Source organism: Roseibium sp. SCP15, from assembly GCF_040329435.1.
Taxonomy (GTDB): Bacteria; Pseudomonadota; Alphaproteobacteria; order Rhizobiales; family Stappiaceae; genus Roseibium.
Genome location: NZ_JBDZYI010000002.1, coordinates 26,212 through 46,103, shown reverse-complemented (window position 1 = coordinate 46,103; position 19,892 = coordinate 26,212). Strand labels below are relative to the sequence as shown.

Here is a 19,892-nt window from a genome sequence, read left to right as displayed (position 1 = left end):
TGGAAAAGGTCGATCAAAGCCATACCGGCAAAGTCAATATCCATTGCCTTTGAAGAACTCTCGGACAACCGTTTTGCCAAGAACGGTTATGTCGAGAGGAATAGAGTGTGCCCGAATATATATAAGGTCGTATTCAAGTCGCATGCGAGCGGTCAGCTCCGTATTGGTTTCGCCACGGCAGCCGTTGATTTGGGCCAGCCCTGTTATGCCGGGCCGCACCATATGCCTGTCCATGTAACGCTGATCGAACTCTTCGTATGGGAGCCCGGCGGCAAGCATACCCGGAACATGAGGGCGCGGGCCAACCAGGGACATTTCCCCTTTGAGCACATTGATAAGTTGCGGCAGTTCATCGAAATTGCTTTTGCGAAGAAAATTACCGATCCAGGTGACGCGTGGGTCATCGGTAACCGTTTGCAGAACACCTGAAGTGTCGCACAAGTGCTGGTGCATCGTCCTGAACTTCAAGATGATGAAGGGCTTTCCGTTCAGACCAATTCTTTGCTGACGAAAGAAGATCGGCCCACGGCTTGTCACTTTTATCGCAATCGCGATCGCTGCCAGTAGTGGAAACAGGAGCACCAGACCTGCCGATGCACCGGCAATGTCCAACATACGTTTGAGGGCGTTGCTGACTTTTCGCCTTGTTGTCCGGTCATCGGGCAGGGGAGAGCCGAATTCCACGCACTTTCGGCGTAGTTTCCGCCGCCATTCAACATATTCGGCAAGCGCAACAGCTTGCCGGTGGCGGTCTTCAGCAGCATATGTGCCTGTCTCGTTTGCCAAGCTTCCCCAGCCTCAACTCATGACGCGCGCGTATGAGAGTGTGCGGACTTAATCCTATTGAGTTGTTTCCGCTTACGCCACGGTATTGTTAGTAAGTGGTTAATCAAACTCGAAAAATTTTGCCAGTTAATAAATCGGTTACCATTTGCGGGGGGCGTATGCAACTTCTCCGGCAGAGTGAGGATGTTAAACTTTTGTAATGACAGACGCGAAAACGCCGGACAGATGTCTGCCCGGCGCCTTGAGAAGAAGTATCTGTGAAAGCAGTGTTGCCGTTCTAGTAGCTGCGGCCGACGCTTTCATACTCAAAGCCTTGACCAAGCATGTAGTCGGGCTTGTAGATATTACGGAGGTCAACGACCTTTGGTGCCTTAACCAGAGATTTCACGCGGTCCAGATCAAGCGCGCGGAATTGGTCCCACTCGGTCACGATGACAACCACATCCGCATTTTCAATTGCGTGATAGGGCCCGTCGCAGAACAGAACGCCAGACATGAGCTTGCTGGCTTCTTCCATACTTGCGGGGTCATACGCCCGCAAATTTGCACCTGCTTCTTGAAGCTTCTCGACAATGTCAATGCTGGGTGCATCGCGCATGTCGTCGGTATTGGGTTTGAAGGCAAGCCCGAGCAGAGCAATGGTCTTGCCACTGACATCGCCACCCATGAAATCGATGACCTTTTGGGCCATTCTCTTCTTCCGTGCGGCGTTCACTTCAATAACGGAATCGACGATTTTCAGACCGGTGTCTGCGTCCGCGGCGATCTTGGAAAGTGCAAGCGTGTCCTTTGGAAAGCAGGAACCGCCATAACCCGGGCCGGCATGCAGGAATTTGCCGCCGATGCGGTTGTCGAGGCCAATGCCCCTCGAGATTTCCTGAACGTTTGCACCGACCTTTTCGCACAGGTCCGCAATCTCATTGATGAAGGTAATTTTCACCGCCAGGAAGGCATTTGCTGCATATTTGATAAGTTCAGAGGTGCGCCGTTTGGTGACGATGATCGGTGTTTCGTTGAGGTAAAGCGGCCGGTAGAGCTCCTGCATGACTTCGACCGCGCGGCTGCTTTCAGTGCCGACGACGACCCGATCCGGGCGTTTGAAGTCGTTGATAGCAGCGCCTTCCCGCAGGAACTCCGGGTTGGAAACAACGGCAAAATCCGCATCCGGATTGGTTTTCCGGATGATCGCTTCGACTTCATCGCCGGTGCCAACAGGAACGGTTGACTTGGTGACGACGACAGTAAAGCCCTCGATCAGTCCGGCAATTTCCTCTGAAGCCGCATAGACGTAGGAAAGATCTGCGTGGCCGTCGCCGCGCCGGGTTGGTGTGCCAACCGCTATGAAAACCGCGTCCGCCTGTCTGATCGCCTCGGCTGGGTCAGTTGTGAAAAAGAGCCTTTCTTCATCAACATTCTTGGCGACGAGCTCCTGTAGACCCGGCTCGTAGATCGGAATTTCACCGTTGTTCAAGGCATCGATTTTTGATGTGTCTTTGTCAATGCAGGTGACCACGTGACCAAAGTCGGCAAAACATGTTCCGGAAACAAGACCGACATAGCCGGTCCCAATCATTGCAACGCGCATAGTGAATTCCAGTTCCTAAACAGGTGTCCCGAAATACTGGGACCAAAACGTCTCGTCTTCAGACAGAAGAGCTGCACAGCCCCTAACACGACTGGCAAGCCGATTTCTACCCTCATCAATCCGTTAACCTGCGCAGATTGCCGCGTTTCCGGATATCGCCCCCTCTAGTTCGGAAGCAAGTGATCACACCGTCAGATACCGACGCACTTCAGTTTCAGAAAGGTCTGCACCGCTGCCGGAGAGAACAATTTCGCCGCGGTCCATGACCGCGTAATCATCTGCAAGATCGCGAGCGAATTCGAAATACTGCTCCACGAGCACGATGGCCATCGTGCCCTGGTCGCGCAACCATGCAATTGCCTTGCCGATATCCTTGATGATTGAAGGTTGAATACCTTCGGTCGGCTCATCGAGTACGAGCAGGCGGGGCCGTGTGACCAGGGCGCGTGCGATGGCGAGCTGTTGTTGCTGTCCTCCAGAGAGGTCGCCTCCGCGCCGTCCAAGCATGTCTTTCAGGACGGGGAAGAGGTCATAGATCGTTTCCGGAATGATGCGATCGGCACGCTTCAACGGGGCATATCCTGTTTCAAGGTTTTCTTTCACGGAAAGAAGCGGGAAGATCTCGCGTCCTTGTGGAACAACAGCAATGCCTCTTTTCGCGCGGGCATAGGGTGCAAGAGACGATATGTCCTCGCCATCCCAGAGTATTTTCCCGCTTCTTATGCCGTGTTGTCCTGCCACGGCGCGCAAGGTTGATGTCTTGCCGACACCATTGCGTCCCATAAGACAGGTAACTTTGCCGACTTCTGCGGTCAGTGAAACGGATTTCAAGGCCTGAGCGGCTCCATAGTAAAGATCGACGTTTTGAACTTTCAACATTGTTCAGCGCCCCAGATAGACTTCAACGACCCGCTCGTCTGCGGACACATGATCAAGCGACCCTTCGGCCAGGACGGATCCTTCATGCAGAACCGTGACCTTGACGCCAAGCGAGCGCACGAAAACCATGTCGTGCTCAACCACGACCACGGAGTGGTCTTTCGCAATGTCTTTGAGAAGGTCAGCAGTCTCCGCGGTTTCCGCGTCGGTCATGCCTGCTGCAGGTTCATCGACAAGCAGCAGTTTCGGGTCCTGCGCCAACAGCATGCCGATTTCCAGCCATTGTTTCTGGCCGTGGCTGAGGTTGGCCGCCAGGTCATGACGTTTGTTGCCGAGCCGAATGAGATCCAGAAGGTAGTCGATGCGTTTCTTTTCGGAGTTCGCAATGACATGGAAAAGTGTCGCAAAGGGGCCTCTGGGCGCCTTGAGTGCCAGCTCCAGGTTGTCCCAAACGGTGTGGCTTTCAAACACTGTCGGTTTTTGAAATTTTCGACCGATGCCAAGCTCGGCTATGGAAGCCTCATCTTCACCGGTCAAATCGACGGTTCCATTGAAATAGACGTCGCCGCTATCCGGGCGCGTCTTGCCGGTGATCACGTCCATCATCGTGGTCTTTCCCGCTCCGTTCGGACCGATGATTGCGCGCATTTCCCCTGGGGCAATGGTTAGTGACAGCTCGTTCAGAGCCTTGAAGCCGTCGAAAGAAACCGACACACCATCAAGATAAAGAAGACTGGTCGCACGTGCCATGGTCTACTCCGCAGGCTGGGGTTTGGCCGAACCGGAAAAGTCGGTTGCCGGTTGCGGGGGCATGATGTTCGCTTGCACGCTTGGAGACTGCGGTGGTGCCGAAGGCGGGCCGTCAGAGCCTTGTTCATAGTCTGACGACACCCTGCGCTGGCTCAGAGCAGTCCAGCCAGTGCTGACGGTTCCAACTATACCCTTTGGCAAGAACAGGGTGACCACGACGAAGAGGCCGCCAAGGGCAAAGAGCCAGAATTCAGGCAAGGCAGCTGTGAACCAGGTTTTGGCAAAGTTCACCAGAACGGCTCCCAATACCGCGCCCACGAGCGTGCCGCGCCCACCAACAGCAACCCAGATGACCACCTCAATGGAGTTGGCAGGGGCGAACTCACCCGGATTGATGATGCCGACTTGTGGAACGTAAAGCGCACCTGCGATCCCTGCCATCATGGCGGACAGGGTCCACACGAACAGCTTGTAACGCTCCACCCGATACCCCAGGAACCGGGTCCGGCTTTCGGCATCGCGCACGGCAACAAGAACCTTGCCGAGCTTGGAACGGGTAACGGTTCGGCAAATGAGGAAGCAGACAGCAAGCGCAAGGCCTGACGCAGCGAACAGCCCGGCTCGGGTCGTGTCGGCCTGAATGTCGAAACCCAGAATGTCCTTGAAGTCCGTCAGACCGTTGTTGCCGCCAAATCCCATGTCATTGCGGAAGAAGGCAAGCAGCAATGCGTAGGTGAGAGCCTGGGTGATGATGGAAAGATAGACGCCCGTAACGCGGGACCGGAAGGCAAACCAACCAAAAACAAAGGCAAGAGCACCAGGCACCAGGACGACCATCAGGGCGGCGAACCAGAACATGTCGAAGCCGAACCAGTACCAGGGCAGCTCCTGCCAGTTTAAAAACACCATGAAATCCGGCAGGACAGGGTCGCCATAGACACCCCGTGTTCCGATCTGACGCATCAGATACATGCCCATTGCGTATCCGCCGAGCGCGAAGAAGGCTGCATGACCTAGGGAAAGAATGCCGCAGTAGCCCCAGACGAGATCGACCGCGAGCGCGAGCAGCGCATAGGTCAGATATTTGCCCATCAGTGTGACCGCGTAAGTCGGCACGTGGAATGGTGAGCTTTCTGGAACCAGAAGATTGCCTGCGGGAACCAGAATGATCGCGGCTCCGAGGATCGCCAGGAAGATTCCAGCGCGCGCATCCATGGCGCGGAAGAGGAAAGAGGACATCATGCTTCAACTGCCCGGCCCTTGAGGGCGAAGAGCCCTCGCGGACGTTTTTGAATAAAGAGAATGATGAAGACGAGCACAAAAATTTTGCCGAGCACGGCTCCGGCGTACGGCTCGAGGAACTTGTTGACGACACCGAGCGTCATGGCGCCTACCAGCGTGCCCCACAGGTTCCCGACACCGCCGAAAACGACCACCATGAAACTGTCAATGATGTAGCCCTGACCGAGGTTGGGTGAGACATTGTCAATCTGGGAAAGTGCAACGCCGGCGATCCCGGCAATTCCCGAGCCCAGGCCAAATGTAAGAGCATCGATCCACGGCGTGCGGATGCCCATGGAAGCCGCCATACGCCGGTTCTGCGTGACGGCACGGGTGTAGAGCCCGAATGGTGTCTTCTTGAGAACGAGCATCAATCCGGCAAAAACCAGCAGTGCGAACACGATGATCCACATCCGGTTATAGGTGATGGTCATTTGGCCGAGATCGAATGCACCTGACATCCAGTCCGGATTGCCGACTTCCCGGTTGGTCGGCCCGAAGATCGAGCGCACTGCCTGTTGCAGGATCAGTGAGATACCCCATGTGGCCAACAGTGTCTCCAGCGGGCGACCGTAAAGCCAACGGATCACGCCGCGTTCGATCCCTATGCCGATGAGGCCCGCAGCAAGGAAAGCGAGCGGTAACGCAATGAACAGGGAATACTCGAAAAGACCCGGTGCGGACGTTCGGATCAGTTCCTGGACGACAAAGGTCGTGTAGGCGCCGATCATCACCATCTCGCCGTGAGCCATATTGATGACACCCATAACGCCGAACGTGATGGCAAGACCAATAGCTGCGAGTAACAGGACGGAGCCGAGTGAGAGGCCGTACCAGACGTTCTGCGCGGTGTCCCAGGCGGCAACGGATTTTTCGATTTTTGCTACGGCTCGGGTGGCTGCATCGCGTACGGCACCGTCAGAGGACTGCTGAACGCCTATCAGCAAGGACAGCGCTTCTCTGTTTCCCATGACGGAAAGTGTTTGGACCGCATCCAGCTTGTCAGCCTCACCGGAGCTGGAAATCAGAACCGCTGCAGCACGTGCCTGTTCCATGATCAAGCGGACGTCATTATCGGTCTCGACTGCGAGAGCGGCGTCCAGTGCTTCGATGCTGTCAGGTTTGCGAGCCTTGAACATGGCAGTGGCGGCAGCCTTTCTCACCTCCGGGTCCGGAGCCATCAAGGTCAGCGAGCCGAGCGCCGCACGAACGACCCGTCTCAGTTTGTTGTTTACCTTGATCTTCTTGACTTCGCGTTTGCCGGCTTCGCCTGCCGCTTCAAGGGTCAGCGGGTCTGTGAGGGTAAAGGATTTTCCGGATTTTTGCGTGATGAAGACTGCGCCATCCGACTTGCGGAAATAGAGATTTCCAGCCCCAAGCGCTTCTAGTGCTGGAGCGACAATGGGGGCTCCGGTTGCGACGAGGGCTTCGATCTGTTGTTCGGTCTCAGCGTATTTTCCCTTTGCCAATGCGTTGACCAACTGGCGAAGGGTATCCGGATCTGATTGCGCAGCCACCGGTGCAGCCAGAGCCGGCAGCAGGCAAAGATACACAAGGAACGATTTCAAGAAGGACATAGGTCCACCGGGTTTGGAATATCAGAAATGGACCGGGCTCGCGTGTGCCCGGCCCAACTCATTCGCGGACTTTAGGAGCCTGAACCGCCGCACTTGCCCGTCGCGGTGTTGAAGTTTCCGCAGGACATCGGTGCGCGCCAATCCGAAATCAGGTCTTTGGAACCGTCGAGATAATCGGACCAGGCATCGCCAACGACCAGACCGGACGTTTCCCAGACGGTCTCAAACTGACCGTCTTCCTGGATCTCGCCGATCAGGACCGGCTTGGTGATGTGATGGTTGGGCATCATTGCGGAATAGCCGCCAGTCAGGTTCGGCACCGTCACGCCGACAATGGCGTCGATTACCGCATCCGGGTCGGTGGTGCCCGCCTTCTCGACTGCCTCCACCCACATGTTGAAGCCAATGAAATGGGCTTCCATCGGATCGTTGGTCACACGGCCTTCGTCGCCGACAAAGGCCTGCCAGGTTTCGATGAACTCGGCGTTGGCGTCAGTGTCCGCGGACTGGAAGTAGTTCCAGGCGGCAAGGTGGCCGACGAGCGGAGCGGTGTCGAGGCCGGCAAGTTCTTCTTCTCCGACTGAGAAGGCAACAACCGGAATGTCTTCAGCCTTGATGCCGGCATTTCCAAGTTCCTTGTAAAAAGGAACGTTGGCATCGCCGTTGATGGTGGAGACAACGGCGGTTTTCTTGCCGGCGGAACCGAACGCCTTGATGTCGGACACGATCGTCTGCCAGTCGGAATGACCGAACGGCGTGTAGTTGATCATGATGTCTTCTTCGGCAACGCCCTTGGATTTCAGGTAGGCTTCCAGAATCTTGTTGGTGGTGCGCGGATAGACATAGTCGGTTCCTGCCAGAACCCAACGTTCGACGCCTTCTTCGTTCATCAGATAGTCGACTGCCGGAATCGCCTGCTGGTTTGGTGCAGCGCCTGTGTAGAAGACATTGCGCTGTGACTCTTCGCCCTCGTACTGAACCGGGTAGAAGAGAAGCGAATTGAGCTCTTCAAACACCGGCAGAACGGATTTGCGCGACACGGAAGTCCAGCAGCCGAAGACAGCGTCGACACCGTTCACTTCGATCAGCTCACGAGCTTTTTCAGCAAAAAGCGGCCAGTCAGACGCCGGGTCGACAACGACGGCTTCGAGTTTCTTGCCCAGCAGGCCGCCTTTCTTGTTCTGCTCTTCGATGAGCATCAGCATGGCGTCCTTGAGGGTCGTTTCCGAAATCGCCATCGTTCCGGAGAGCGAGTGCAGGATGCCGACTTTGATCGTGTCTTCGGCAGCGGCGCCGCCGATCATGGTGGAGGCCATCAGGCCTGCAAGAGCAAGTTTGGTGAAGGTCTTTTTCATGCGAGTTCCCCTTTTTGCGTCACCGGTTCCCGGCCGGTGAAAGGCGGCTGGAAGGCTTGCCGCCGTCGGGAAACGATGGTGCGACGGAAACGCTGCGCTGCAACATACGTCAATTGACGTAGTGGGCCTTCGGGGGACTTTTCGATCGTTCATGTCCGTTCGGCACGAAATGTGCTGAGACAACCTTCAAAAGAAAAATCGGGTGGAAATGCCGGCAATGACATGAGGACGTTGCCGCAAAAGTGGGCAAATGATGCGAAATGAGGCGGTGGTGATAAAGGCGTGGCGGGAAGGGGCATCGAAATGAATGCCCGCCAACGCATTCTGCCGATTCGCCGCCGGTACAACAAATGGGTCAATAACCAGACCCTTGAAGACTATGCCTTGCGCTTTACCGCAAAGAGCGCGCGCAGGTTCTCTTCACGCGCAATATCGCAAACGGCAATCGGCGCAATTTCCTTTTTGGCACTGGAAGCGATTGGAGGCGCAATCACTCTATCGCACGGAACCGCAAATGCGTTTCTGGCGATCATGGTCGGCAGTCTCGTACTGCTCGTCATTGGATTGCCAATCAGCCGCTACGCGATGCGCTACGGCGTCGATATCGATCTTCTCACACGCGGTGCCGGTTTCGGATACATCGGATCGACAGTGACATCGCTGATCTATGCCAGCTTCACCTTCATTCTTTTCGCGATTGAAGCCTCGATCATGTCCAGTGCGCTGGAATTCGCTTTCGGCATTCCGCTCTGGCTTGGCTACATTATCAGCGCCGTTGCTGTCATTCCGCTGGTGACCCACGGCATAACCTGGATCAGCCGTTTCCAACTGGCCACTCAACCTTTCTGGATCATTCTGAACATTCTGCCATTCGTCTTCATCGCCTTCACCGACTGGCAGTCCGTCGGCAACTGGCTGACGTTTTCCGGTATTGATCCATCAACGCAGACCCCAAGCCTCGAACCGGGGGGCTGGAGCAGCGTCAGTCTTGTCGGTTTTGGTGCGTCATCGGCGGTCATTCTGGCACTGATGGCGCAAATCGGCGAACAGGTCGACTTTCTGCGCTTCCTACCGGCAAAGGATTTTGCGGGGCGGCGTCATCGCCTGGCTCTCTTTCTGGCCGGTCCCGGTTGGGTCGTTCTCGGAGCGCCGAAGATGATCGCAGGCTCCTTTCTTGCCGTACTGGTGCTCTCTCACGGAGTGCCGGTTGAACATGCCGATGAACCTTCCCGCATGTATACGGTCGCCTTCGGTTACATGATCCCGAACGAGACGATTGTCTTGCTGTTGATGGCAGCATTTGTGGTCGTTGCGCAACTCAAGATCAATGTAATGAATGCCTATGCCGGATCTCTTGCCTGGTCGAACTTCTTTTCGCGGCTGACGCACTCTCACCCGGGGCGGGTGGTCTGGCTGGTGTTCAATGTCGGGATTGCGCTCCTGCTGATGGAGCTCGGCATCTATCGGCTGCTTGAGGAAACACTCGGGGTTTTTTCCATCGTCGCGATGGCTTGGCTCTCAGCCATTTCAGCGGATCTTTTTATCAACAAGCCCCTAGGTCTGTCGCCGCCGGGTATTGAGTTCAAGCGGGCTCATTTATTCGACATCAACCCCGTGGGCACCGGGGCGATGTTTCTTGCGACTGTGGTTGCACTTGCCGCGCATTTTGGCCAGTTCGGTGAAGCGGCAGCCGCACTTGCAACGTTCATTGCCATAGTGATCGCGCTTGTTGCAGCCCCGTTGATTGCCTATGCGACCGGCGGAAAATTCTATCTCGCCCGCAAGCCTCGCCAGGGTTGGCAGCGGGAAGCACAGATTTGTTGTTCCATTTGCGAAAATCCGTTTGAGCCTGAAGACATGGCCTATTGCCCGGCTTATCAGGCACCGATTTGCTCGCTGTGCTGCTCGCTGGACGCACGCTGTCACGACTCTTGCAAGCCGAAGGCGAGGATTTCCCACCAGGTCGGGTCAGTCGCGAGCCTGCTTCTTCCGGAACGTGTTCTTGCCTGGTTTCGCACACGTCTCGGACGATATGCGCTGGCCTCCATATTCTCGATTGCCGGTATCGGAGTGACGCTTCTCGTCATCTATGCGCAGGCGGCAAACCGGTTGGGGGATCCGACCGGTATCATCGGGCAAACGGTCACTTTGATCTTTTTCGTCTATGCAATCGTTGCAGGTATCGCATGCTGGTTCCTTGTCCTTGCCCATGACACGAGGCGGGTCGCAGAAGAAGAATCCATTCGCCAGAATGCTCTTTTGCAAAAGGAGATCGATGCGCACGGCGTTACCGACGCAGCCCTGCAGAAGGCCAAGGAAGATGCTGAGGCGGCCAATCTCGCCAAAAGCCGTTATGTCGTCGGGTTAAGCCATGAACTCAGAACTCCGCTCAACGCGGTGATGGGATATGCGCAGATCCTTGAGCGCGATGAAACACTGCCCAAGGCCCGAAAGCCTGCGGTTAGTACCATCCGGCGCAGCGCCGAGCATCTTTCCGGTCTGATTGATGGACTGCTTGATATTTCGAGGATCGAGGCAGGGCGATTGCAGGTCTATTCCAACGAGATCAATATTCTCGAGTTTCTGGATCAGATCGTTGACATGTTCCGGATGCAGGCCTCTGCCAAAGGACTGAAATTCGAGTATGACCGTGCCGGAAATCTTCCCGCTTTTGTGAGGACGGACGAAAAGCGGCTTCGTCAGATTCTGGTCAACCTGCTGTCAAATGCCATCAAGTTTACGGATACGGGGACGGTTTCGCTGAAAGTGTCTTATCGCTCGCAAGTCGCCTGCTTCACGGTGAGTGACAGCGGTCCCGGAATTGCGCTCGATGAGCAGACCAAGGTTTTTGAACCGTTCGGACGCAGCAAGGCCGCGACTGGATCAAGAGCGCCTGGATTGGGTCTCGGGCTGACGATTACCAAGCTCCTGACGGAAACCATGGGTGGTGCAATTGCCCTGGCCAGTGAGCCGGGCAAAGGCGCTGTCTTCGAAGTGCGGTTGATGCTGGCGGCTGTCGATCGGCCGGTGGATACCGTCCGGCTTGAGAAGCAGGTACGGGGATACGAGGGGCCTCGCCGGACAATCGCGGTGATCGATGACAATGCCGATCATCGAGCCTTGGTGAAAGATATCCTCCAACCACTCGGTTTCTCAGTCGTTGAGGCCACCAGCGGGGCTGACTGTCTCGCCTCTACCTGCGCGAATAAAGCGGATCTCTACTTTGTAGACATTCTTATGCCGGGAATGAACGGCTGGGAGTTGGCCAGTGCCCTGCGTCTTCGCGGCGTCAGTGCACCTATTGTGATGCTTTCTGCAAACATCGGTGATCAGGCCTTGCGCCCGGCGGGGCCGGCCAATCATGACGCCACACTGGCAAAACCCTTCGATATCGGTCAGTTGCTAGATCTTCTGCAAAAGCACGTTGGATTAACGTGGACGGAAAAGCCCCAGGTCAAAGGTGCGCCTTCGTCTGATCCGCAGCGCTTCCAATCGCCTGGTGGCAAACATGTAGCTGATCTCATATCGCTTGGCGAAATCGGCTTTGTTGAAGGGATCGAGGCCAAGCTGAAAGAGCTTGCGGAAGAGCCGCAGAATCGAGCCTTGGCCGGCGCGCTGGAAGGGCATCTCAGCCGGTTTGATTTCGAAGCCTACCGAAACGTTCTGAGCGGACTGGAAAAACATGAAAAATGAACGCCGCGATACGGTTCTGGTCGTCGATGACAGTCCGGAAACGCTTGGATTTGTAACCGAGGCGCTGAAGAAGTCCGGGATAACCGTCCTTGTCGCAACGAGTGGCGAGGCCGCTCTTTCCGTTTGCACAAGAGTGAGCCCGGATACCATTCTCATGGATGCCGTCATGCCGGGGTTGGACGGATTTGAAACGTGTGCCCAGATCAAGGCAAGTCCCGCTCTCAGGCACATTCCGGTGATTTTCATGACCGGGCTTTCGGAAACGGAGCACATCGTGAAGGCACTTGATGCAGGCGGTGTGGACTTTCTGACGAAGCCGATTGATCTGGACGAACTCAAAGCGAGGATCAGGGTGCATCTGAAAAATGCCCGTTCCGTTCAGAGTGCCCACGTTGCGCTGGATGCTGCAGGCCGGCACTTGGTCGCGGTGAACTCTGAGGGGTCGGTCCTGTGGTCCACACCCCAGATTCAGAACCTGCTGGCTGGAACCGGAGCAGCGGACACCAGTTTGTATCGATTGGGGCGCGCGCTGGGTGAGTGGCTTGACGCACCTCATTCTGTGAGTGAAGAGCGCAAGAGCTTCATGCTGGGCCTGTCAGAAGATCTGGCTGTGCAGCTTCATCCCTTGGGCCGGGTCGGGCCGGATGAAAACCTGTTCCGTGTTACCGCGGAAGATGAAGCGGGGCAGCAAACCGCACTTAGAGATCGGTTCGACCTGACACAACGTGAATCGGAAGTGTTGATCTGGATCGCCAAAGGCAAGGCCAACAAGGACATCGGTGAAATCCTTGGGCTGTCTCCGCGCACGGTCAACAAGCATCTGGAGCAGATCTTCATCAAGCTTGGCGTGGAAAATCGGGCATCCGCTGCGGTCAAGGCGGCCGAAGTGATCTACGCATTCTGACCGGGTTCGGAAAAGGATCCGGTGGGCGTATCATGCAATCGGATATGCTCGACAAGCCTGCTGCCTTGTCATAAGGATGCAACACAGCTCGGATTGAGCGCCCTGAAGAAGGCTGCGGGACGGGGAGGGAAATTAGTCATGACGGAATTTCGGCAAGTGCGCCGGTCCTCGCTCCTGCCGGATCGGATTGCGTCGGAGATCATGGCGAAAATCACCGATGGGGACCTGAAGCCCGGTGACACGCTTCCAACCGAGCACACTCTTGCTGAAACATTCGGGGTAAGCCGCAATGTCGTGCGTGAGGCGATAGCCCGGTTGCGGTCCGACGGTATCATCGAGTCGCGCCAGGGGCGCGGTGCCGTGGTCAAGCCGATGTCTGAACGCGAAACTTTTCGCGTCGATCTGCGGGCGTTGGGGAAGTCTGACCATTACGCCGACCTGTTCGAGCTTCGAGGTTTGCTTGAAATCGAAGCGGCGGGCCTTGCCGCCGAACGCCGGGATGCAACGGACCTTGAAGAGCTCCATGCTGCCATCGTTGCCATGAATGGTCAGAAAAGCTTCGATGAAATGCGCCTTGAGGCAGATGCGAGTTTTCATAGAGCGCTCGGCAAGGCAACAGGCAATACCTATCTGTCTGCCGTGATCGACTACATTTCTTCCCGGCTGAAGGAAACAACCAGGGCAACGTCCGATATCTATGACAAAGACGATCTGCTCGACGTGACCATCAATGAGCATCGTCAGATATTGAATGCCGTGGAAGCCGGAGACAGGTCAGCCGCACGCGATGCGATGGCGGCGCATATCAAGGGCGCTGCCGAGCGCCTGCGCGTGCCGGGCAAGTCGGACAAAGTGTCGGGCCGATAGCTGGTAAGTCCAGACTCAAGCTTTCGGAAGGGGAGGAGAGGCTCCTGCAATTTCTTCCGAATGGTCTTGCTCCAGATGGATGACCACATCCACCTTTTTGATGCGATAGCCTGTGGGCGCGCTTGGCGTGACATCAAGCTGGAGGGCGGAAGGAGGACAGTCGAACACCGTGTCCTCCGCCGGAATGTAGTAGTGTCTGTGATCGCCGGTGTCCGTATCAAACCAGGTTCGTTCGCCGGAGATGGCTATCCTGCGCAACAGGCCGACACGTTCGAAATCGTTCAGGATGTTGTAGATCGTCGCGAGCGAAATTCGATAACCGGTGTTCGAGATTTCTTCGTGCAATTTTGCGGCGTCGACGTGCTGATGTGGTCCATGCAATAGAAAGTCCGCGACTGTTCTTCGTTGCATGGTTGGGCGCAGACCTGCCGTGCGCAGGCGGTCCGGAATGGTGTTCTGCGATTTCTCTTCGATCTCCGCAAATTGAATTGTCATTTCAATCACCTTTGAGCGCCTGTAATGCTTTCCTGCTCCGCCCGTTTCTGTGGCAGTTTCCATATATTGATGAAGTTTTTGCAAATGATTTGCAATAGCAAAAATGCAAAGTTGGACTATGAAACCGAGTAAAACTGCAGAATTTGTAGGCGCCATGTTCTCAACAAACTGGATTGAGATACTCATGATAATGCAAATCATTCGCAATAAGGTTGACAGTTGCGAATGATTTGCAATATCACTTGCAACTAACGCGACAGAATTTCTCTCTTTCAGGAGTTGGTAATGGTCAAAAAGTTGGTTCTCACCGCATCGCTTACCGCTTTGGTGGCAGGCTTTGCCTCGGGTGCATGGGCGCAAGACAAAATGAAAGTTGTCACGACTTTCACCGTTCTTGCGGATATTGCCCAGAACGTTGCAGGTGATACTGCCGAGGTTGTATCGATCACCAAGCCTGGCGCGGAGATCCACGGATACCAGCCGACACCTCAGGACATCGTGCGCGCCTCCGACGCTGACCTGATCCTGTGGAACGGCATGAACCTGGAGCTGTGGTTCGAACAGTTTCTCACCAATCTCGGCGACATTCCATCTGCGACCCTGACCGACGGTATCGATCCGATTTCCATCCGCTCCGGTTCTTATGAAGGAAAACCGAATCCGCATGCCTGGATGGGCCTCGACAATGCTCTGGTCTACATCGACAACATTGAGAAGGCTTTTTCCGAGCAGGACCCGGACAATGCCGCGATGTATGAGCAGAATGCCGTTGCCTACAAGAACAAGCTGCGGGCAACCATCGAGCCGCTGCGCGAAGCAGTTGCGGAAATTCCCCAAGATCAACGCTGGCTGGTTACCTGCGAGGGGGCCTTCAGCTATCTCGCACGCGATTTTGGCATGAAGGAACTGTACCTGTGGCCGATGAATGCCGACCAGGTCGGGACGCCTCAACAGGTGCGTTCCGTCATCGACGGTGTCAGGGACAACAATATACCGGTGGTCTTTTGCGAGAGCACGGTCAACACGGCCCCGGCCCAGCAGGTCGCCCGCGAGACCGGCGTTACCTATGGTGGTGAGCTTTACGTTGATTCCCTGAGTGAGGCCGATGGCCCGGTCCCGACCTATCTTGATCTGCTGAAAGTGACCGCCGGAACGGTCGCTGACGGCCTGAAGGCGGCAACGAACTGATCGCGCTGAAGAAATTTCATCACCCCGTGGACTGAAACCGCGGGGTTTTGTTTGTGAACCTTTGAATTGTGCTTTTAAATGGTATGACCCGATGCTGAATGTCATCAAGGACCTGGAAATGGATGTAACCGCTCAGGCGGATGGTGGCGGCCTTTCCGCCGAAGACGTTACGGTGACTTATCGCAATGGCCATACCGCATTGTGGAACGCAAGCTTTGAAATCCCGTGCGGAACCGTGACAGCGCTTGTTGGCGTCAATGGCGCCGGCAAATCCACCTTGTTCAAGGCGATCATGGGATTTGTTCCGGCCGCCAAAGGCAATATCAGGATTCTCGACCTGCCTGTACGTGACGCTCTGCGCAAGAACCTTGTTGCCTATGTTCCTCAGTCGGAAGAGGTCGATTGGTCGTTCCCGGTGCTGGTGGAAGACGTCGTGATGATGGGCCGCTACGGCCATATGGGTTTCCTGCGGCGGCCGAAACAGACTGATCATGACGCTGTCGAAGAGGCCTTGAAACGCGTCAACATGCAGGACTATCGCCATCGTCAGATCGGTGAACTTTCCGGGGGGCAGCGCAAACGGGTCTTTCTTGCCAGGGCTCTCGCACAGGACGGGCAGGTGATCCTGCTGGACGAGCCCTTCACCGGTGTCGACGTCAAGACCGAAGAACAGATCATTGCGCTTCTGAAGGAGCTTCGCGACGAGGGAAGGGTGATGCTGGTGTCCACCCACAATCTCGGATCTGTACCGGAATTCTGTGATCGCACGGTTCTGGTCAAGGGCACAGTTCTCGCCTATGGGCCGACAGATACGACCTTTACCCGGGACAATCTGGAACAGGCCTTTGGCGGCGTGCTGCGCCACTTCACGATTTCGGACGAAACCCTGCACACCGATGGCGACCAGCGCAAGGTGACCATTCTGACCGATGACGAGCGGCCGTTCGTGCAATACGGCGATGAGGTTCAGACCACAGAGGCACGCAAGTGATGGACGTGTTGCTGGAGCCTTTCGCATATTCCTACATGACAAATGCTATGTGGGTTTCCGCACTTGTCGGCGGGGTATGTGCCTTTCTTTCCGCCTATTTGATGCTGAAGGGATGGTCCCTTATCGGCGATGCCTTGTCCCATTCGGTGGTGCCGGGCGTTGCCGGTGCTTACATCATAGGCTTGCCGTTTTCTCTCGGCGCGTTCCTCGCAGGAGGACTGGCAGCTGGAGCCATGCTGTTTCTTTCCGAACGCTCGGGACTGAAAGTCGATGTGATCATCGGCCTGATCTTCACCAGTTTCTTCGGCCTCGGTCTCTTTATCGTCTCCGTCAATCCGATGTCGGTTTCGGTTCAGACCATCACTATGGGCAATATTCTGGCCATCACTCCGGAAGACACGCTGCAGCTTGCCATAATCGGCTTCGTGTCACTGGCCGTTCTGCTGGCCAAGTGGAAGGACCTGATGGTCACGTTCTTCGACGAAAATCATGCCCGGACCATCGGCCTCCGGCCGGGACTTTTGAAGGCGATCTTCTTCGTGTTGCTGTCCGCCTCCGTTGTTGCGGCGATGCAGACCGTAGGCGCATTTCTGGTGATCGCTATGGTCGTCACGCCAGGCGCAACCGCGTACCTTCTGTGTGACCGGTTTCCAAGACTGATCATGCTTTCTGTCGCCATCGGCGCGCTCACGAGTTTCTCAGGGGCATATGTCAGCTATTTCCTCGACGGTGCCACCGGGGGCATCATCGTTACGCTGCAGACCGCGATCTTCCTGATTGCATTCCTGTTTGCTCCCAAACATGGTCTTTTGGCCGCCAGGCGCAAAGCAGCCGAAGCCTTGAAACAGGGTCCGGGAGACAGTGTCGTGCCTGCCGAACTTCTGGCCGGACGATCAAAGCAGGGAGAGATGCTGTGATGGATCTCGATACGCTGCTTTTGCCTTTCAAGTTCCCTTTCATGCAGAACGCCTTCCTGATCTGCATCATCGTTTCCGTCCCGACGGCGTTGCTCTCCTGCTTCCTGGTGATGAAGGGGTGGGCGCTCATGGGCGATGCCGTCAGTCATGCGATCCTTCCTGGCATCGTGCTTGCGTACATTACCGGCATACCGCTTCTGATCGGAGCGTTTGCGGCAGGAATGCTCTGCGCCCTCGCAACCGGTTTCCTGTCCGGCAACAGTCGGGTGAAGCAGGATACCGTCATGGGTGTTGTCTTTTCCGGCATGTTCGGATTGGGCATCGTGCTTTACGTCTCCATCGAGACCAATGCCCACCTGGATCATATCCTGTTCGGCAACATGCTCGGCGTTGGCACAAAGGACTTGCTCACCGCTGGTGTTATCGCCGTCATTGTTGGCGCTGCCCTGGTTCTGAAGTGGAAGGACCTTGTCCTGCACAGTTTCGACGCCGCACAGGCTCAAGCCTCCGGCCTTCCGGTCAACTTCCTGCACTATGGACTGCTGGCGGCCTTGTCTTTGACCATCGTCGCGACCTTGTCGGCCGCAGGGCTGATCCTCGCCATCGGACTTTTGATCGCACCGGGTGCGATCGCATTCCTGCTGGTGCGCACCTTCGGCACCATGCTTTGGGTGTCTGTCTTGGTCTGCATGGCTTCCATGCTTGCCGGCACCTATGCCAGCTTCTTCCTCGACAGCGCACCGGCACCGACCATTATCCTGATCCTGACCGGCATTTTCATCATCGCCTTTGTCAGGCGGATGGTTCTTACGCGGCAGATGTCGCGGCGGCGAGTGGAAACCGGGTAGGGGAGTGCGTAACTCCTCTGACTTCCAGGCGCTGGTCATTCACGCAAACTATGCGTGAATGACCCTTGTGGTTTTGAAGAACTTGGATTGTTGGGAACTCAGTTTCGAGCAGCGGCCGGTTTTCTGGCGTAAGCTCTGTTCGCGCAATGCAGGGAAGGTCCAGAACGCGCATTGCGCAGCATTCCAAGAGTCAGGTTCCAACCGTTGATGTGGAGTTTGTGCCAGGTCCGGTGGCTGAATCGCTTCCGGGATTGTCAGCTCATTTTTGTCTGCGATTGAGGCGCAACAACAGGCGGCTGTTGTTCGTTCCCTCTCCAATCGAAGCGCAGCCTGCGCACGGTCAGATGAAGGTGATTCTGTCTTTTCGAAATCCTTCGGCAGGATTTTGCGGTTCCTCGCTGACACCGCTTTCCCCATGGAACATGAGCTCTCTCGATCCTCGAGAGGGCAGTCTCGTCATGCGTGAAAATCGGTAGATACTGCGGTCAATTGGCAGAAAAGTCGCCCAGTTCTCAAAGCGAGATCGAAGTGATAAAAAAATTGTTGGACAAATAGTGTATGTAATAATAAAAAACATAATGATCTGCTTAAGCGCCGCTTTTGCAGGTCACGGAGGAAACCGGATTGGGAAGAGAGGAGCCGAATCCGCACGTTCATCGAATTGAGGAAGCCGACAAGCAAATTTCGGCAACCTTCTGATGGGTTGATTTAAATTCGAATGAATGTTTCATTCTTAAATATCAGGGTTTGTGAACGAAAAGTCTGCTTTGCCCTGAATGGGAGGAGATCAAATGAAATCTGGATTTGTTTCGAAGCTCGCCTTGGGCGCAGCTTGTGCATTTGGTGTGCTTACGCTTTCGGCTCAGGCGCAGGACGTCCTGAGGTTTGGGCATGTCTATGAGGCTTCAACACCGTATCACGCTGCGGCGGTGCGAGCTGCCGAGCAATTGGAAAAGGCCACAGACGGCCGCTACAAAATGGAGGTCTTTCCGGCATCTCAGCTGGGCAAGGAAACAGCGCTTAACGAAGCCCTGTCCTTGGGTACGGTGGATGTGATCTTCACCGGGGTTGCCTTCTTGGGGCAGAGCTACGGCCCGATCAGCATCTCAGACTATCCGTTCACCATGCGGTCCTACGACCATTGGAAGGCCTATGTGAATTCCGATCTGTTTGCAGAAATGGCGGAGAAATACAAAGAAGTTTCCGGCAACACGATCGCGACGATGACCTACTATGGCGCACGCCATGTCACTTCGAACAAGCCGATACTTTCACCTTCCGACATGGAAGGACTGAAGATCCGGACACCCAATGCTCCAGCCTATCAGATGTTCCCGAAAGCGACAGGCGCGAACCCCACTCCAATGGCGTTTTCCGAAGTGTATCTCGCGCTTCAGCAGGGCGTCGTCGACGCGCAGGAAAATCCGCTGCCCACCATTCAGTTCAAAAAATTCTACGAGGTTCAGAGCAATATCAACCTTACCGGTCATATCACCAACTCGCTTGCAGTCGTCGTTTCTCCGGTCACCTTGGCCAAAATGGGCGACGACGGTCAGGTCCTGTTGGACACATTGGCTGATGCTGCCTCCGTAACGTCGGATGAGATCGTCGCTTCAGAGGGAGCCCTGGTGGATTGGTTTCGCGAAGAGGGCGTGACAGTCAACGATGTTGATCGCAAGCCGTTTATGGAAGCTGTTGCGCCGATGCTCAAGGGATCGGACGTTCCCTGGGATGCAGAAACATTTGAGCGCCTGCAGGCGATCAAGGAATAAAATC

At 55.6% G+C, this 19,892-nt stretch carries 16 protein-coding genes; 8 read left to right on the top strand and 8 right to left on the bottom strand.

What is annotated here, in order from left to right; translation table 11 throughout:
* Positions 1-33 precede the first annotated feature (33 nt).
* From ABLO27_RS07570 to urtA, 7 genes are all read right to left on the bottom strand, one after another.
* Complete coding sequence (locus tag ABLO27_RS07570; RefSeq protein WP_353031792.1) at positions 34-786, bottom strand: sugar transferase; 753 nt, start codon at positions 784-786, stop codon at positions 34-36.
* A 277-nt stretch (positions 787-1,063) separates the two neighbouring features.
* A complete protein-coding gene (locus tag ABLO27_RS07565; RefSeq protein WP_353031791.1) occupies positions 1,064-2,371 on the bottom strand; it encodes a UDP-glucose dehydrogenase family protein in 1,308 nt (435 codons plus the stop codon).
* Between the two features lie 183 nt (positions 2,372-2,554).
* Complete coding sequence (gene urtE, locus ABLO27_RS07560; protein WP_353031790.1) at positions 2,555-3,250, bottom strand: urea ABC transporter ATP-binding subunit UrtE; 696 nt, start codon at positions 3,248-3,250, stop codon at positions 2,555-2,557.
* 3 nt (positions 3,251-3,253) lie between these two features.
* Positions 3,254-4,000: an urea ABC transporter ATP-binding protein UrtD gene (gene urtD, locus ABLO27_RS07555; protein ID WP_353031789.1), complete on the bottom strand. Its 747-nt coding sequence runs from the start codon at positions 3,998-4,000 to the stop codon at positions 3,254-3,256.
* Positions 4,001-4,003: 3 nt separating this feature from the next.
* Entirely contained in the window at positions 4,004-5,242 is a 1,239-nt protein-coding gene (gene urtC, locus ABLO27_RS07550; RefSeq protein ID WP_353031788.1) for an urea ABC transporter permease subunit UrtC, read from the bottom strand.
* Complete coding sequence (gene urtB / locus ABLO27_RS07545) at positions 5,239-6,858, bottom strand: urea ABC transporter permease subunit UrtB (RefSeq protein WP_353031787.1); 1,620 nt, start codon at positions 6,856-6,858, stop codon at positions 5,239-5,241. The genes urtC and urtB overlap by 4 nt, the downstream gene beginning before the upstream one ends.
* Before the next feature lie 71 nt (positions 6,859-6,929).
* Positions 6,930-8,213 carry an urea ABC transporter substrate-binding protein gene (gene urtA, locus ABLO27_RS07540; RefSeq protein WP_353031785.1) on the bottom strand — a complete coding sequence of 428 codons (1,284 nt, stop codon included), beginning with the start codon at positions 8,211-8,213 and terminating at the stop codon, positions 6,930-6,932.
* A 303-nt stretch (positions 8,214-8,516) separates the two neighbouring features.
* Here urtA and ABLO27_RS07535 point away from each other — a divergent pair, with 303 nt between their 5' ends.
* The 3 genes from ABLO27_RS07535 (at position 8,517) to ABLO27_RS07525 (ending at position 13,677) form a co-directional block, all read left to right on the top strand.
* Entirely contained in the window at positions 8,517-11,906 is a 3,390-nt protein-coding gene (locus ABLO27_RS07535) for a hybrid sensor histidine kinase/response regulator (protein ID WP_353031784.1), read from the top strand.
* Positions 11,896-12,810 (top strand): response regulator transcription factor, encoded by a 915-nt coding sequence (locus ABLO27_RS07530; RefSeq protein ID WP_353031782.1) that lies wholly within the window; start codon positions 11,896-11,898, stop codon positions 12,808-12,810. Before ABLO27_RS07535 ends, ABLO27_RS07530 begins: the two co-directional genes overlap by 11 nt.
* Before the next feature lie 138 nt (positions 12,811-12,948).
* Positions 12,949-13,677 carry a FadR/GntR family transcriptional regulator gene (locus ABLO27_RS07525; protein WP_353031781.1) on the top strand — a complete coding sequence of 243 codons (729 nt, stop codon included), beginning with the start codon at positions 12,949-12,951 and terminating at the stop codon, positions 13,675-13,677.
* Positions 13,678-13,692: 15 nt separating this feature from the next.
* Here ABLO27_RS07525 and ABLO27_RS07520 read toward each other — a convergent pair whose 3' ends face one another.
* Positions 13,693-14,172, bottom strand: coding sequence for a Fur family transcriptional regulator (locus ABLO27_RS07520; RefSeq protein ID WP_353031780.1), 480 nt, complete (start codon positions 14,170-14,172; stop codon positions 13,693-13,695).
* A gap of 285 nt (positions 14,173-14,457) precedes the next feature.
* On the opposite strand from ABLO27_RS07520, the gene ABLO27_RS07515 reads away from it, so the two are divergent.
* From ABLO27_RS07515 to ABLO27_RS07495, 5 genes are all read left to right on the top strand, one after another.
* Complete coding sequence (locus ABLO27_RS07515; protein ID WP_353031779.1) at positions 14,458-15,360, top strand: metal ABC transporter substrate-binding protein; 903 nt, start codon at positions 14,458-14,460, stop codon at positions 15,358-15,360.
* Between the two features lie 118 nt (positions 15,361-15,478).
* Positions 15,479-16,351 (top strand): manganese/iron ABC transporter ATP-binding protein, encoded by an 873-nt coding sequence (locus ABLO27_RS07510; RefSeq protein WP_353033487.1) that lies wholly within the window; start codon positions 15,479-15,481, stop codon positions 16,349-16,351.
* Positions 16,351-17,268 carry a metal ABC transporter permease gene (locus tag ABLO27_RS07505; protein ID WP_417714778.1) on the top strand — a complete coding sequence of 306 codons (918 nt, stop codon included), beginning with the start codon at positions 16,351-16,353 and terminating at the stop codon, positions 17,266-17,268. The genes ABLO27_RS07510 and ABLO27_RS07505 overlap by 1 nt, the downstream gene beginning before the upstream one ends.
* Positions 17,268-18,116 (top strand): metal ABC transporter permease, encoded by an 849-nt coding sequence (locus ABLO27_RS07500; RefSeq protein ID WP_353031776.1) that lies wholly within the window; start codon positions 17,268-17,270, stop codon positions 18,114-18,116. Before ABLO27_RS07505 ends, ABLO27_RS07500 begins: the two co-directional genes overlap by 1 nt.
* A 791-nt stretch (positions 18,117-18,907) precedes the next feature.
* Positions 18,908-19,888: a sialic acid TRAP transporter substrate-binding protein SiaP gene (locus tag ABLO27_RS07495; protein ID WP_353031775.1), complete on the top strand. Its 981-nt coding sequence runs from the start codon at positions 18,908-18,910 to the stop codon at positions 19,886-19,888.
* Positions 19,889-19,892 lie beyond the last annotated feature (4 nt).